General features: G+C 59.5%; 14 protein-coding genes. 6 read left to right on the top strand and 8 right to left on the bottom strand.

What is annotated here, in order from left to right:
• Positions 1–28: 28 nt before the first annotated feature.
• Positions 29–487, top strand: coding sequence for a phosphopantetheine adenylyltransferase (locus A4E33_RS00475; RefSeq protein ID WP_292345391.1), 459 nt, complete (start codon positions 29–31; stop codon positions 485–487).
• A gap of 278 nt (positions 488–765) precedes the next feature.
• Here A4E33_RS00475 and A4E33_RS00470 read toward each other — a convergent pair whose 3' ends face one another.
• The 3 genes from A4E33_RS00470 to pyrB all read right to left on the bottom strand — a co-directional run bounded on the left by A4E33_RS00470 (position 766) and on the right by pyrB (position 4,564).
• On the bottom strand, positions 766–3,045 hold the full coding sequence (locus tag A4E33_RS00470) for a PKD domain-containing protein (protein ID WP_292345389.1): 2,280 nt from the start codon (positions 3,043–3,045) through the stop codon (positions 766–768).
• 146 nt (positions 3,046–3,191) lie between these two features.
• Positions 3,192–3,665, bottom strand: a complete 474-nt coding sequence (pyrI, locus tag A4E33_RS00465) for an aspartate carbamoyltransferase regulatory subunit (protein ID WP_292345387.1) — start codon at positions 3,663–3,665, stop codon at positions 3,192–3,194.
• Positions 3,662–4,564 (bottom strand): aspartate carbamoyltransferase, encoded by a 903-nt coding sequence (pyrB, locus tag A4E33_RS00460; RefSeq protein ID WP_292345385.1) that lies wholly within the window; start codon positions 4,562–4,564, stop codon positions 3,662–3,664. The genes pyrI and pyrB overlap by 4 nt, the downstream gene beginning before the upstream one ends.
• 173 nt (positions 4,565–4,737) lie before the next feature.
• Here pyrB and A4E33_RS00455 point away from each other — a divergent pair, with 173 nt between their 5' ends.
• From A4E33_RS00455 to A4E33_RS00445, 3 genes are read left to right on the top strand one after another with little or no spacing between them, the layout of a single operon-like run.
• Positions 4,738–5,826: a DegT/DnrJ/EryC1/StrS aminotransferase family protein gene (locus A4E33_RS00455; RefSeq protein ID WP_292345451.1), complete on the top strand. Its 1,089-nt coding sequence runs from the start codon at positions 4,738–4,740 to the stop codon at positions 5,824–5,826.
• A gap of 1 nt (position 5,827) precedes the next feature.
• Positions 5,828–6,733, top strand: coding sequence for a Gfo/Idh/MocA family protein (locus A4E33_RS00450; RefSeq protein ID WP_292345383.1), 906 nt, complete (start codon positions 5,828–5,830; stop codon positions 6,731–6,733).
• Positions 6,734–6,753: 20 nt separating this feature from the next.
• On the top strand, positions 6,754–8,190 hold the full coding sequence (locus tag A4E33_RS00445; protein ID WP_292345381.1) for a nucleotide sugar dehydrogenase: 1,437 nt from the start codon (positions 6,754–6,756) through the stop codon (positions 8,188–8,190).
• Between the two features lie 420 nt (positions 8,191–8,610).
• On the opposite strand, the gene A4E33_RS00440 is transcribed toward A4E33_RS00445, so the two are convergent.
• The gene (locus A4E33_RS00440) at positions 8,611–9,447 is read right to left on the bottom strand and encodes a winged helix DNA-binding protein (protein ID WP_292345379.1); all 837 of its coding nucleotides are present in this window, start codon (positions 9,445–9,447) and stop codon (positions 8,611–8,613) included.
• Positions 9,448–9,563: 116 nt separating this feature from the next.
• Here A4E33_RS00440 and A4E33_RS00435 point away from each other — a divergent pair, with 116 nt between their 5' ends.
• Positions 9,564–10,346 (top strand): DUF169 domain-containing protein, encoded by a 783-nt coding sequence (locus A4E33_RS00435; protein WP_292345377.1) that lies wholly within the window; start codon positions 9,564–9,566, stop codon positions 10,344–10,346.
• 44 nt (positions 10,347–10,390) lie between these two features.
• Positions 10,391–11,143 carry a hypothetical protein gene (locus A4E33_RS00430; RefSeq protein ID WP_292345375.1) on the top strand — a complete coding sequence of 251 codons (753 nt, stop codon included), beginning with the start codon at positions 10,391–10,393 and terminating at the stop codon, positions 11,141–11,143.
• 368 nt (positions 11,144–11,511) lie between these two features.
• Here the strand turns inward: A4E33_RS00430 and A4E33_RS00425 are convergent, their stop codons facing one another.
• Genes A4E33_RS00425 through A4E33_RS00410 form a run of 4 tightly spaced genes read right to left on the bottom strand, consistent with a single transcriptional unit; the run spans position 11,512 to position 14,401 of the window.
• Positions 11,512–12,237, bottom strand: coding sequence for a methyltransferase domain-containing protein (locus A4E33_RS00425; protein WP_292345450.1), 726 nt, complete (start codon positions 12,235–12,237; stop codon positions 11,512–11,514).
• Complete coding sequence (locus tag A4E33_RS00420) at positions 12,237–12,575, bottom strand: nascent polypeptide-associated complex protein (RefSeq protein ID WP_292345373.1); 339 nt, start codon at positions 12,573–12,575, stop codon at positions 12,237–12,239. Before A4E33_RS00420 ends, A4E33_RS00425 begins: the two co-directional genes overlap by 1 nt.
• A complete protein-coding gene (locus tag A4E33_RS00415) occupies positions 12,499–13,053 on the bottom strand; it encodes a PUA domain-containing protein (RefSeq protein WP_292345371.1) in 555 nt (184 codons plus the stop codon). The genes A4E33_RS00420 and A4E33_RS00415 overlap by 77 nt, the downstream gene beginning before the upstream one ends.
• Positions 12,998–14,401, bottom strand: coding sequence for a DHH family phosphoesterase (locus tag A4E33_RS00410; protein WP_292345449.1), 1,404 nt, complete (start codon positions 14,399–14,401; stop codon positions 12,998–13,000). The genes A4E33_RS00415 and A4E33_RS00410 overlap by 56 nt, the downstream gene beginning before the upstream one ends.
• Positions 14,402–14,424 lie beyond the last annotated feature (23 nt).

The following is a 14,424-nucleotide window of genomic DNA, read 5'->3' as shown; positions in this document are numbered from 1 at the left end:
TAACATAGGAAATTAAGAATCCAAGAGTATGAAGGTTATGGTAGGGGGTACCTTCGATCCCCTTCACGACGGACACAAGCGCCTCCTCGACCGCTCGTTCTCGATCGCCGGCCCTGACGGCATGGTGGTGATAGGCCTCACCACGGATACGTTCGCGAGCAGGAAGATGCACCCCATCCGCCCGTTTGAGATCCGGAAAACCGAACTCGAGCAGTATATCCGGGAGGGAAGGCATAGAGCCCGCTGGCAGGTTGAACCGCTGAACGACCGTTTTGGTTCCGCCCTCACCGCAGACTTTGATGCCATCGTGGTCTCCGAGGAAACCCTGCCGGTCGCCGTCGAGATCAACAGGCTCCGTAAGGAGCAGAAGATGAAGAAGGTCGACATCCACCAGATCAGCTGCGTGCTTGCCGAGGACGGTCGCTGGATCTCGAGCACCCGGATCTACCGCGGGGAGATCGATGTCCACGGGCGGCTCATGCAGTGATTATCCTGCTTCATCCTGACAGGCTGAAGCATTCTGTGGTATCATTGCGTGCGGTCCCCAGAAATGGAGGCAGCTCATGGGTGCAAGCTCCCTCGATTCCCATCCTCGATCTTTTTTTTTTAAAATGCCTGGATAAGGCCATGCTCCACGGGGCGAGGGTCGACAGACCCCGAGCGCCCGTGGCCCCATCATAATCCAATACTATACCTCGCAGATTTTCTACAATGCAGAAAAACCTGATATTATTTCGAATCCCCTATCACGATGGAAAAGGTACGTCACTCCCGCCCGGCCCGTGCCGCACCAAGCAGCCCCGCCATGGCAGCGATGATGACAACACACGGCGAAAGCGGGGATCTGGTTGCCGAAGGACTCTGGGTCACGGGCCTCTGTGTCTGTTCCGTCGGTACCGTTCCGGTACTCTCAGCAACAGGAGAGGGTATTGTCCCTGAAGCGGGTGACGCGGCGGATTTATTCCCGGTCATGACGATCGAGTCACTGCCGTACTGGTTTGATACGGTGAGCTTGACAACGTACGTCCCCTCATTCATGTAGATATGGCTCGGGTTCTGCTCCTTCGATCCGGTCCCGTCTCCAAAATCCCACAACCACGCGGTCGGGCTGCCTTTCGATAGATCGGTGAAGCGGACAACGAAAGGAGCCTTGCCGGCCTGGCGGTCTGCCCGGAAGTCCGCAACCGGCGCCGGGGTAGTGACGATATAGTCTTTCTTTACGGTAGTATCCTGGCCGTTTGCATTCGAGACCTTCAGCGTGACAGTGAAACTGCCGGGCGCCGTGTACTGGTGCGATGGGCTTGTCTCCATGGACGTTGTGCCGTCCCCGAAATCCCATTGCCACGATGTGGGAGCCCCGGCTGATTGGTCGAGGAATTGTACACCGAGAGGCGTGCCGCCCTGTGTCCGGTCTGCGGTAAAACCTGCCCGCGGGATGTTGATGACCGTGATGTACTTGTTCCGTGTCCTGCTGTTGGTCAGGTCAGGGTTCGATGCCGTGAGCGTCACGTCATAGACGCCCGTGGTGCGGTACACGTGGTCCGGGTTGGGACCTGTTCCCGTGCTCCCGTCCCCGAAGTCCCAGACCCAGCTGGTCGGGGAATTGGACGAGAGGTCGGAGAACGTGACCCTCCCGCCCACGCCAACCGTGGTCTTGTCCGCGACAAAGTCAACGGCCGGGCTCCTGCTGACCTCGATGAGGCCGTTCTGGACCTTCGTGTCCTCGCCGAAGGTGTTTTTCACGGTCAGCCTGACGGTATACGTTCCTTCGTTCACGTACGAGTGCCGGGGATTCTGTTCATTGGAGATCTGGCCGTCGCCGAAGTCCCATGTCCATGACGTCGGGACATTCATCGACTGGTCAACGAACTGTACCTGCAGGGGGATCGTGTTCTTCTGGTAGGGGATGATGACCGGCACGAAGTCGGCGACCGGCGCGATGCCGATGTTGATATAATCCTGTTTCCTCTCAGCATCCGCGCCATTGGCGTTCTTTGCCGTGAGGGTGACCGTGTAGATGCCCTTCAGCTGGTAGGCATGGGAGGGATTCCTCGCATCCGAGGTTGCCGTATCGCCAAAGTCCCACCACCATTCCGTCGGGTTGTTGGCCGTTGTGTCCGTGAACCTGATCTGCTGACCCACGTTTCCCGACCTTGTCGAACTGTTGAAATCCGCGACCGGGACATCGCCGACATTGAGGGTCTGCGAGGATTTGTCGCCGATCCCCCCGCGGGTCACGGTCAGAGTCACATCGAACGTCCCGGTCCTGGTAAAAACATGCACGGGATTCTGGTCTGTCGAATTGGTGCCGTCCCCGAAATCCCATGCCCACGCGGTCGGGGAACCGATCGACCGGTCCGTGAACCGGACGGTCAGGGGTGCCTTGCCCGAGGCCGGGTCCGCTGTAAATGCCGACTTCAAATCCCCGATGACGGTGATGTAGCCGGTCTTCGTAATATCGGAGGATCCATAATCGTTGGATACCGTCAGGATAACGTTATAAGTGCCCCCGGACCAGTACGTGTGGGCAGGGCTCTGATCGGACGATCCCTTGCCGTCGCCGAAGTCCCACTGCCATTGTGTCACCTGCCCGAGAGATTTGTCGGTGAACTTGACGGTCAGCGGAGAATCGCCGGTCAGCGGGCTTGCGGAGAAATCCGCTTTCGGTTCCATGCCGATGGTGATGTAATTCTTCTTTGTTGCCGTGCTGGTGCCGTACGCGTTTGTCGCGGTGAGGGAAACAGTATAGGTGCCGCGCCGGAGGTACGTGTGTTCAGGGTTCTGTTCGGTCGAGTTCGAACCATCGCCGAAATCCCATTGCCAGGACATGGGCGTTGATCCCAGCGAATGATCGACAAAGCTGACCTTTGTCGGGACCGTTGAGAATGCATAATATGCATCGAACTGTGCAACCGGGACGACGCCGACAACGATATAGCCGGGCTGCGTGGCGTCCGCCGCTGCAACGCCGGGACCTGCGCAGGAAAGGAACAGGAAGAGGACGAGGGCGTATACTGGCAGCGATGATCGGCTCTTGCTCTTCATCAGAGAACTATTGGCTGGCTGATATTTAATATCTGAGCTCTCCGGTATGGCGGCCGGGGATTATCCATGGAGTATTCGGGAAAACGGATACGAATACACTTCTGAACCTTGTTCTGAGCCTGAAAAGGGTGTTGTTTTTGGGGGAATCAGATGATGTGCCCGGTAATATCCCGGTTGATGACCCAGTCGCAGTAACAACAGTGGAGACCCCCGGGCAGGACCCGGAATTTCGTGCGGATCGGCTCATGGGTATTGGAGATGCATCCCGGGTTCGGGCACCGCACAACGCCCTCGATCAGCGTCGGGATCTCCACGCCCTTCTTCTCGCATACTTTGAAGTTCCTGATGATGTTGATGGTTGCGCGGGGGGAGATGAGGGCGATACGGTCGACCTCCTCCTTGGAGAGTTCCCGGTTCGAGAGCTTGACGATGTCCTTCTTCCCCATATTCCGCGAGGGGACGTTCGTTGCGATCGAGAGGGCTTCCTGCGTCGTGCCGGTGATACCGAGGATCTTGACAACGTTGAGCGCCTCACCGGCATCGATGTGGTCGATCACGGTGCCGTTCTTGATCCGGCGGACAAGCAGCCCCTCGTTCTCCCCGGATGCCGATGCGTTCATTGGAGCACCTGCATCAGCATGGCCATCCTGACCGGGACGCCGTTGCGGGACTGGTCGAAGTAGCGGGCGTGCGGGGAGTCGTCCACCCGCGGGTCGATCTCGTCCACCCGCGGGAGGGGGTGGAGGACGATCAGGTGGTCCCTTGCATCGGCGAGGAGTTCAGGCGTGATGCGGTAGCTCGAAGCTACATTGAAGTACGAAGCCGAGTCAGGGAACCGCTCGCGCTGGATCCGGGTCACGTAGAGGACGTCGACGGTACTGATGACGTCCCGGATGTCGTCGTGCTCGATGATCTCCATCCCCTTCTCCGCGAGGCTTTCAGCAAGGTTCGCCGGCAGCTCGAGTCCCGTGGGCGAGATGGTATGGAGGCGGGCATTGTAGAGGGAGAGGGCCGAGGCAAGGGAGTGGGCAGTTCGCCCGTAGCGAAGGTCGCCGACCATCGCGATATCGATCCCGTCGATGGGCATGCTCTGACGTATCGTGTACAGGTCGAGCAGGGTCTGGGAGGGGTGCTGGCCGGCACCGTCGCCGGCATTGATGACCGGGACGGTTGCGAACTCGGCCGCGAGGCGTGCCGCCCCTTCCTTGGGGTGGCGGATCACGATTGCGTCCGCGTACCCGCTCACCACGCGGATGGTGTCGGCGAGCGTCTCGCCCTTGGCCATCGAGCAGGCTTCCACGCTGCCGACCGAGAGCACCGAGCCCCCGAGGCGTGCCATGGCCGATTCGAAGGACATGCGCGTGCGGGTACTGGGTTCAAAAAAGAGGGCGGCAAGGATCTTGCCGCAGAGAGCGTTTCCATCATAGTTCCTCTCATCGATCTGCGCTGCATGGTCCAGCAGGCGATCGATGTCGTTGCGGTCAAAGTCGCCAATGGATATGATATGTCGCGTCGGCACCCCTCCCTTGCTTCTGTGATCACGTGTTTGGCGTTCCTGCCCTAAGTATCTATCTTCCGGTCGTTCGGCCGGACAGGGTCCCCTTCCCCGGCCGGATCGGGAATGATATTATCCGATCACTGCCAAGTTTTAGCTGACAGAACCAGGTTTCTGGAGGGACCACGATCTTGGACATGATACCAGTTGCACGACCTGCCATTGGCCAGGAAGAGATATCGGCGGTAACGGAGGTCCTGAAATCCGGCATGCTTGCATCCGGTGAACGGGTTGCGGAGTTCGAGACGAAATTCGCCGACCTCTGCGGGTCGAATCATGCGGTGGCCGTCAATAACGGAACAGCGGCGCTGCATGCCGCCCTGCTCGCTGCCGGCATCGGTCCGGGCGACGAGGTCATTGTACCGGCCTTCACCTTTGTCGCCACGGCATCGGCAGTCGCCATGTGCGGCGCACGACCGGTTTTTGCCGATGTCGACGAGATGACGTTCAATATCGATCCGGCACAGGTCGCGGAGAAGATTACACAGAAGACCCGGGCCGTCATTGGCGTGCACCTCTTCGGCCAGCCGTGCGATATCGAGGCACTCCAGGAGATCTGCGAACAAAAGAGCGTAAAATTCATCGAGGACGCCGCACAGGCACAGGGTGCCATGTACAAGAACGGGAGGGTGGGTTCGTTCGGGCACCTTGCGTGCTTCTCGTTCTACGCGACCAAGAACATGATTACCGGCGAAGGAGGCATGGTGACCACGAACGACAAGGGGTACAACCAGCGCCTGCGTCTCCTCATCAACCACGGCCAGAGCGAAAAGTACCTCCATACCATTCTCGGGTACAATTACCGCATGACCGATATTGCGGCAGCCCTCGGGCTCGTCCAGCTCAGGAAGCTGGAGAAGTTCAACCTCCGGCGCCGGAAGAATGCGGAGTTCTACAACGCCAACCTCTCGGCACGGGGGCTTTCCATCCCGTTCGTCGGTCCTTCCCGGAACCATGTCTACCACCAGTACGTGGTCCGGCTCCGGGAGGAGTTCCCCCTGAACCGCCAGGCGTTCATGGACTACCTGAAAGGCAAGGGTATCGGTACCGCGATCCACTATCCCATCCCCCTCCACCGCCAGCCCCTCTTCAGCCCGTTCGAGGACCCCGATCCCTGCCCGGTTGCCTCAGCCCTTGCCGGGTCCGTCATGAGCATTCCGGTGCACCCGCTCCTTGACCAGAAGGAGCTGGGGTATATCTGCGACACCATCAACCGGGTGACCTGAGATGGATGCGGGAGTTATCGGCGTTGGCATGATGGGGCGCAACCATGTCCGTATCTATTCCGAGCTGAAAAGCGTTGATTCGCTGGGCATCTATGATGTGAACACCGCTGCCGCACAGGAACTGGCAAAGAAGCACGGGGCGACCGTGTACGGATCCATCGGCGAGCTTCTCGATCATGCCGATGCCGTCAGCGTCGTGGTTCCCACCCAGTTCCATGCCGGTGTTGTCAGGGAGGTGTTCAGGAAGAAGAAATCAGTCCTGATCGAAAAGCCCATCTGTGCAACTGCGGCGGAAGCCCGGGACCTGATGAAATCCGCACCGGACGGTATCACTATCGGTATCGGGCATATCGAGCGGTTCAATCCCATCGTTGCCGAGATCAAGAAGATCGTGAAGAATCCCCGCTATTTCGAGATGAAACGCCATAACCCCACGTCTTCCCGGATCACCGGCAGTTCCGTTGTCGAGGATTTGATGATCCACGATATCGACATCCTCATCAACGAGTTCTTTCCGGATCCCTGCGATATCCACTCGGTGGGAAACGATGATGTGATGAGCGTCCTCATGAAGTGCAGCAGCATCCCGGTTGCACTTTCGGCAAGCCGCAAGGCGTCGAAGAAGATCCGGTTGTTTTACGTTGAAGACGAGGATTTTACGATCGAAGGCGATTTCATGTCGCAGGAGGTCACGATCCACCGCAGGCCGGGCCAGTACGGTGTTGAGGCCCAGCGCTATGTCCAGGAGAACATTATTGAGAAAGTGATGGTGGGCAAGGTTGAACCCCTGAAACGGGAACTGGAAACCTTCATTGACTGCGTGAAGCACCGGCGGCCGTTCCCCGTCACCCCGGAACAGGCAATCCGGAACCTGGAATTCTGTGAAAAGATACGCGCCGCGCACTAAACGACGGAGGCACCTGTCCCATGACCCTCGAGACACTGCTCCTTAAACGGGGCCCCATCAGAACGATCGGCGTAATCGGTATGGGGTATGTCGGGATCCCGGCCGCGGCACTTCTCGCGGATGTGCCGCAGTTCGATCATGTCACCGGGTTCCAGCGCGATTCGCCCTCTTCGGGATACAAGATCGCGATGCTGAACCGGGGGGAGAGCCCGCTGAAGGGGGTGGAACCCGGCCTCGACGATCTTTTAAAAAAGGTCGTGACCGCCAAAAAATTCCACTGCACATCTGATTTTTCAGAGATTGCCGGTCTCGATGCCGTGACGCTCTCCATCCAGACGCCGTTTCTGAACAAGGACGATCTCCTTCCGGATTTTTCAGCGCTGATGGAGGGGATCCGGCATGTCGGAAAAAACCTGAGACCCGGGATGCTGGTCGTGCTCGAGTCCACGATCACGCCGGGTACAACAAACGGGATGGCCCGCGAGCTGCTGGAGAAGGAGTCCGGTCTCATTGCAGGGAAGGACTTTGCCCTTGCCCACGCGCCGGAACGGGTGATGGTGGGCCGGCTGCTGCGGAACATCCGGGAGCACGACCGCTGCGTTGGCGGGATCGACGAGGTCAGCACGAAGCGGGCAGCCGAGCTCTACACCCCTGTTCTCACCATCGGGAAGGTTATCCCGATGACCGCCACGGCTGCGGAAGTGACCAAGACCGCGGAGAACACCTTCCGCGATCTCCAGATCGCGGCTGCAAACGAGCTTGCCCTGTACTGTGAGGCGATGGGGATCAACTTCTACGACGTCCGGGCCGGCATCGACAGCCTCAAGGGGGAGGGTATCACCCGCGCCATGCTCTGGCCGGGCGCCGGAGTTGGCGGCCACTGCCTGACCAAGGACACGTACCATCTTGAGCGGGGCGTGCAGGTGCTCGGGAAAGGAACGCTCGATTACCCGAAGGGCGAGCCGTCCCTCTACGTTCTCGCCCGCCACATCAACGACTTTATGCCCACCCACATGTTCCGGCTCACGAAGGAAGGGCTGGAGCGGGCCGGTATGCCGCTGAAGGGGGCGAAGGTCGCCCTCCTCGGATGGGCATTCCTTGCAAACTCGGACGATACGCGGAACACCCCATCGGAACCGTACCGGGACCTGCTCATCGCACACGGCGCACGCGTCAGCGTGCACGACCCGTACGTGGCAGAATATCCCGGTGTTTCCATCGTACCGTTCGTGGAGGAAGCGCTGGAAGGCGCCGATGCCATCGCGATCTTCGCCGGCCACCACCAGTACCGGACCCTGCAGGCCCCCGTGCTGAAGAACCTGTCCGGGAAGAAACACCCGGTCATTATTGACGGCCGGAACCTGGTGGATCCGGATGCCTACATCCGCGAGGGATTCATCTACAAGGGAATCGGGCGCGGGGACAGGAACGGGCACGCGATTGTTGAACATCAGTGAACGGTTTATCGGATAGAAAGTATGACTCTTCCCGCCCCTTCGGGGTCGGCAGGGACATTTTTTTGCCTCAACCATCTTTAATGCCGCCGCGGGAGCGCCCCCGCGGGGGCGGCGGCTCCAGTCGTATCCGGGGGTATGGGGGCATAATCCCCCATCATTTTTTATCATTATTTTTGATCGCCATACGATCTCCGGAAAAAATTTTTCAATCGACCCCTCAGACCCTGCCTGCAATTTTTCAATCGGGATCTGATCGATCAACAGGAACGCTCACGGAGGAGAATAAAAAAAATTGCAGGTTGTGCAATAGTATTGTAGGTAAAATAACCTACAATCGCTTTGTCAATGAACAACCATTTTTCGCGATGATAAAATTTTCAGCAGGGTTTGCCGGAAATATTTCCGGATTCCGGGGTCGGATCACGGGCGCTCAAGAATCGTTTTCACGTCCGAACTGGTGGCCGGATCCGCAAAAAACCGGAATGCCGTCTCGCCAGGTTCTGTTATCCGGTACGCCTTCTCTTTCCGGTTCTTCTCATCCTGCTGCTCTTCAATGAACCCAACGCTCCGGAGATGTGCCATGAATGATGAGAATGTGGCTTGTGACAGGTTATTGGCCGGTTTTCGTCCGTTCCGGTACTGGATCACCCGATCGCCAGCTTTCGGTTTCCGTGTCCGCATGCGTTGGTAATACGGCCAGACCTGGCTGAAGAGGTACGAACGCGAAAACCATGTCAATTCACCCTTCCTGTTTTTACGGAGGAGCACTGCAAGGATGGTCTGGTAGTTCGGGTTCTGCATCATGGTCCTGACCGAACGGTCCGGCAGCGGGACGCTGCGCAGGGTCTTCTCATCGAACGAAGAGAAAACTTCCCCGCCAACCCATGGCGCGAACGACATCAGGGCAAGGCAGAGCTCCTTCGACCCGCCCGTAACGTCGAACGTGAACCGGGCCTTCAGGTTCTCCCGGTGGATCTTCGTCAGGATTGAACGGACGGAGGGATAGACCGGGTGATGCACGATCTCGTACGAGAACGGGATGGAGAGCGATGCGGAGATCTCTTTCACCGAACTGACAGCATTGCGGACGGCCTGCCGCTGCTTCCCGATCTCCGGGTTTTGTGAAATGCCGTATACCTCCTCATCGGCAATTACGCAGGTCCGTGAGATGGACGGCAGCGTGCGGAAGGTCGCGGGGTATGCGAGATGGATATCTTTCCCCGCACTGATGATGTGGACATGGCTGCCCGTGGGCATGGAAGAGGGTCGGCATTGCCGGAATAATATGTTGTTCGTCAGATGTCCGTGAATGCCGGTTTTTTACCTTCGCAACACCGTTACCCATTTATCCTCAGGAACCCTCACGGGCATACATGGACACCGTACTCCGCGACCGCTTCATCACGTTGTGGCAGAAGTTTTTCCCCGGCACCGAACTCCCGCTTGCGCTCGAATTCCGCGACGGGCCAGGCTCTGCAAAAAAAGTTCTCCCTCCGGATGGCTGGCGCTGCCTCATCTGCCAGATCGGGCAGGCCCGGAACGGCACCCCGCTCGCTTTCGATGGGAGTTCCGTCACCTGCCGCGGCGGGCTCATGTATACCGGCTATTCCTGCGAGCGCCCGCCGAACTTCCGGTTCTTCCTCTCGTCGGGGAAGGATGGTGTCGTGGAGGGCGAACGCTACAAGCAGACCCCGGAGATCGTCGATGCCTGGGAGAAGCTCATCCCCCCGTTCTCGTCGCAGGGAAAGCAGATGGTCTTCACGCGGTGGGACCAGCTCGCGACAGAGAACAAGCCTGAAGTCGTCATTTTCTTTGCCCGGGCCGAGGTCATGAGCGGCCTCTTCACGCTCGCGAACTTCGACCGGAGCGACCCGCACGGCGTCATCTGCCCTATGGGCGCCGGGTGTGCATCCATTGTCTACTACCCGTGGCTCGAGCAGCAGAAGGCAGGCACTGACCAGAAGGTTGTCCTCGGCATGTTCGACCCGTCGGCGCGGAAGTGCGTGCCGCTCGATGTCATGACCATGGCGTTCCCGATGAAGCGGTTTGAGAAGGTGACTGGGTTCATGGATGAGAGCTTCCTGATCACGGGAACGTGGGAGAGGGTAAGGAAGAAGATCGAGCGGAGCAATATGCTGCACGGGAAGAAGGAGTAATTTTCCGCTTTGGAGAAAACCCGCATCCACGTTCGGAGATTACCATGAAAGATCCCTGTCAATACAGAATATACCTTCTGTTACTGTGTATCGCGTTCGTTATCCCCCTCATGGCGGTGGCTGTGGCTGCGCAGTCTCCGGGCAGCCTCCCCCGGGGAAGCGGGTTCACTGTCACCATCACCGGCACTCCGAGAACGCCGTACTATGTATGGCTTACGGGGACATCCCCGATGTCGGGTGCCCCGGGAGACCAGCCACCGGTCATTTCCGGAGAGGTTAGCGGCGTTGAAAAAGATCCTGCGGAAGGACCGTATGTCATCGGCTCGCATATCGTCAGCAGTGGCAGTACCATCATCGACGATGTCGCCCCTTCGCCGGATGGTCTTCCGGGCACGAATTACTATGCACTCGTCACAACGGATACCGCGGGTCTTGCGGTAGTCCGGTTCCGGACAAGTTCCAGTACCGCAGTACGGACCTACTCAGTCCGTGTCGAAGATCGCGGGGGCAGTTCGGGACAATTCCAGGTCACGGCAAACCTGAACCCAAGGACCACCCCCCCGACACCCGTCATCACAACCATCCTGACGACTGCCACGTCCGCCGCCACTCCCCCGGCCGTCACGACCGAACCTCCCGCTTCGACAGCGGTCCCGGCCGAACCCGCTGCCCTGCCCCCGGTCTCCCCGATCCCCACGACGGGTCCTGCAGCATCGCCGGCACGATCGTCTCCGGTTGCGCCATGGATTGCGCTGGCCGTGGTTACCGGAGCGCTTCTGCTCGCGGCGAAGCGGTAGACTACTATCAAAATTATAAAAAGCACGATTGAAAACCTTCCCGGAACAGCATTCCATTATGATGGAGCTACGAGTGCCCGGGGGCTGTCGACCCTCGCCCCGTGGAGCATCATGTGTCCGGAAATTCAGGAGTCAGGTCATATCCGGAACAGAGGTCAAAGCGGTTACGGGGCTTTCTCCATATCTCAAAAAAACAGCAGTCGAAGCTGCCGCTGAGTGCCCGGCGGGGAATCGGTCGTCGCATCTGCGATGACCGATTCGAGAAGAACCCTCAGGTTCTTCATAAGTGATGGCCCCCATCACAAAGAGGAATGTGGGACCATCAGCCCCCATCATTTCAGGGACACGCCGGTAGTTGAAAAAGAAAATCATTTCCTCGCAATCGTCACGTACCCCGAGTGGCTCACCGACGTTGACGGCCGCGTCCCCCTCTTCGACCGGGTCATCTCCCGCTCGATCAGCTCGTGGGTGTGGACCTCGCGGAAGAGCGGGGTTGCTGCATCCACAACAATCGCCATCTGTTCGAGGAACGGGGTATAGCACGCGAGGTATCCGCCGGACCGGAGCAGGGAGAACGCATGCTCCACGTGGCGCGGTTCGATCTGCATGTCCAGGTGGACAACGTCGAACGTCCCTTCCGCGTCAAGGAAGTCCTTTGCGACCGCTTCGACATTCTCCAGCTTCGCTTCTTTGATATTCTTCAACGCGAGGGCCGAGAACTCGGGACGGATCTCGAAGGTCTTTACGCTCCGGGCAACGCCGCCAAAGTAGATGGCGGCAATCCCGCTCCCCGTCCCCGCGTCCAGCACCTCATCGTTGTGGTTCATGCCGGTATACGCGATGACGAGGCCGATATCCTTGGGAAGCATCGGCGCCCCGGACCGCTTGCCCCAGGTGAAAAAGTCGGTTGGGCGGGGGATGCGGATCGTGAACTCTGCACCGCTGTGGGTGGCGACGATGTCCCCGCCGGATTTCCCGACAAGGGACGCCAGATCGATCTCGCCCTTGTCGGTGCCCAGCTTCCCCGGCCCCGCCCTGACCCAGAATTCCCGTCCTTCCCCTGCGAGAAGGACCCGGTCGCCCGCTTCGATCATCACCGGGCCAGCTTCATGATGGCTTCGGCAATGTCGCCCTTGGTCGCGACCAGCGCCTCGCGGGCCTTCTCCTCGGAGACGTTCGCCTGCGATGCGACCATGGTCACGTCCTCTTTCGGAATCGCAGGCGCTGCCTCCACAAAGCGGGGCTCGCCCTGGATCTGGAACGTTGTGACGCCCTGCATGGTCATGGCCTGCACCTCGGCGTTGTCGAAGACGTAATCCCCCTTCGGGGTCTTGATCACGATACTCTGGACGTCCTCAATCTGCTCGACACTCATGCCGAGCTTCTTCATCATCGCCTTCATCTGGCGGGGATTGATATTTCCCGGAAGCATTGTTTTCACTACCCTGCCGTACTTTTACCGCTACTCCGTAATTAAATGCAAGCATCTCCGCGCCGGAAAAGACCGCTGCGCCGCAGGCAATAAGCCGATCGCCGCTCGCCACGACCAGAACATCATCGCCCGCGCGAATCTGCGGGTCGGCTGCGACAACGTGTTTTGCAAACGCGTTCTTGCCTTTCGCCACAAACTCTGCCACGTCGTCCCGGATCACGACCCGGTACCCCGGCGCCGGGAGCACGGCCTGAAGGCGCCTGGCCCCCTCGATCCCGAGCGTCAGCCTGCCATCGGAAGCCCGGACGGTTACGAGCCGGACTCCGTCAAAGAGCACCTGCCGGATCCTCCCGGTCGTGGAGAGGATGAAGGTGCTGCCTTCCGGGAACAGACCGGGACCGGTTCCCGCGCCGAACTGATAGTCAGCGATGACCTGGACACGCCGCAGCGAACTGTTCTCCGAGTATCCTGTTGACACGCTCTACAAACTCCTGTTCTGCCGTTTTCGGGATATACGCGCCCGCCGCGATCTTATGCCCGCCGCCCCCGCCGCCGTATTCCGCCGAGGCGCTGGCGAGCGCCTGCTGGAGGTCGATTCCTTTCTCCACCACGCGCTCGTTCGTCCGCATCGAGACCTTGGTCAGGTTCCGGTCCTCGGGCACCTCGCACATGATCAGGATCGGCTTGCTGCTGTTCAGTTTCGAGAGCGCCATACCGGCGCCGATGCCGACAATGGTGTCGGGATACCTGCCCCCTACGTGCAGCCACTGGAGGTTCTCGAGTTCTTTCACGCCGGTATCGATGATGAACTGGAGCAGGTCGCGGATGATGCTCCGGTGGTTGGTGAGCATGTGCTCGGCGTCGCGGTATGCCTGCCCCCGGTCGCCCCGGAGGATGGCCCCACCGACCTGCGGCTTGGACCAGCGCCCGCAGGCGTTCAGCACGGTTGCGTACTCCTGGGCATTCCGCAGGGGGGTGCGTGGCGTCTCGAGCGGGAACCCGTACGTCTCGGCAAGGAGCCGGTCGAGTTTCTCGCCGTTCGCCATCAGCTGCTCGGCGAGTGCCGAGATGACAGTCCGCTTGTCCTCCACCGGGATCTCCTCCCAGACATACCAGCGCCCGTCCGGCGCCTGCTGGCGGATGCCGAGCCGCTTCAGGAACTGGCGGGCGCCCTCGGGGTTGTTGGTGATGCCCTTAATGAACGGATCGTCGTTGTAGGCGAGCGAGAGGTGGAGCGGGCGGGTCGATGTGCCGTAGCAGTTAAGGTCCTTTTTGCGGACCTCCACGGATCCGTGCCGTGCGCCGTCCTCGACAATGATGTCGCGGGCAGGGCCGACCAGACCGCACTTCTCCCGTGCCATCATGTCCCCCACGTTCCCGATTACGGCGAGCATGGCAAGGTCGGTATTGGCGCTGTCCAGTTCTTTGCTGACGAGATACGAGACCCCCGCTGCGCTCATCCGCGTGAAACCGTACGGCAGGCAGTTGACCTGCGTATACTGGCAGCCTTCAACCGGCTGGCTGACGTGGTGGTCGATAATGAGGATCTCCTTATCGGTGAACCCCCGGTCGCGCATCAGGTTCTGCTGGCCGGCGCCGAGATCGGCAAAGACCTTGAGCGAGGAGTCGGCCGGCACCTGCGGCATGGTGAGGGGCTCCAGCTGCCGGACAAAAACGGATTTGACGGGGATCTCGAGACGCGAAACCGCCTGCGACAGGATTGCCTCGCAGGCGATGCCGTCCGCATCGATGTGGGAGATGATGGTGACTTCCTGTGCCGCTGCGATCTGTTCCGCGGCTGCCTTTACATCATCGCAAAAACCCATTGTCATATATTTAGGGAGTTCAT

The organism is Methanoregula sp. PtaB.Bin085, assembly GCF_002067035.1.
Lineage (GTDB): Archaea > Halobacteriota > Methanomicrobia > Methanomicrobiales > Methanospirillaceae > Methanoregula.
Note: the sequence above shows the minus strand (reverse complement) of the source record. Positions and strands in the feature narration are given on the sequence as shown.

Excerpts from the sequence above, each read along its gene's own strand:
- A4E33_RS00450 (WP_292345383.1), top strand. The coding sequence starts at position 5,828 with ATGGATGCGGGAGTTATCGGCGTTGGCATGATGGGGCGCAACCATGTC.
- pyrI (WP_292345387.1), bottom strand. The coding sequence starts at position 3,665 with ATGAACGCATCGGCATCCGGGGAGAACGAGGGGCTGCTTGTCCGCCGG.
- A4E33_RS00435 (WP_292345377.1), top strand. The coding sequence starts at position 9,564 with ATGGACACCGTACTCCGCGACCGCTTCATCACGTTGTGGCAGAAGTTT.
- A4E33_RS00475 (WP_292345391.1), top strand. The coding sequence starts at position 29 with ATGAAGGTTATGGTAGGGGGTACCTTCGATCCCCTTCACGACGGACAC.
- A4E33_RS00440 (WP_292345379.1), bottom strand. The coding sequence starts at position 9,447 with ATGCCCACGGGCAGCCATGTCCACATCATCAGTGCGGGGAAAGATATC.
- A4E33_RS00455 (WP_292345451.1), top strand. The coding sequence starts at position 4,738 with ATGATACCAGTTGCACGACCTGCCATTGGCCAGGAAGAGATATCGGCG.
- A4E33_RS00425 (WP_292345450.1), bottom strand. The coding sequence starts at position 12,237 with ATGATCGAAGCGGGCGACCGGGTCCTTCTCGCAGGGGAAGGACGGGAA.
- A4E33_RS00420 (WP_292345373.1), bottom strand. The coding sequence starts at position 12,575 with ATGCTTCCGGGAAATATCAATCCCCGCCAGATGAAGGCGATGATGAAG.
- A4E33_RS00430 (WP_292345375.1), top strand. The coding sequence starts at position 10,391 with ATGAAAGATCCCTGTCAATACAGAATATACCTTCTGTTACTGTGTATC.
- A4E33_RS00410 (WP_292345449.1), bottom strand. The coding sequence starts at position 14,401 with ATGGGTTTTTGCGATGATGTAAAGGCAGCCGCGGAACAGATCGCAGCG.
- A4E33_RS00470 (WP_292345389.1), bottom strand. The coding sequence starts at position 3,045 with ATGAAGAGCAAGAGCCGATCATCGCTGCCAGTATACGCCCTCGTCCTC.
- A4E33_RS00445 (WP_292345381.1), top strand. The coding sequence starts at position 6,754 with ATGACCCTCGAGACACTGCTCCTTAAACGGGGCCCCATCAGAACGATC.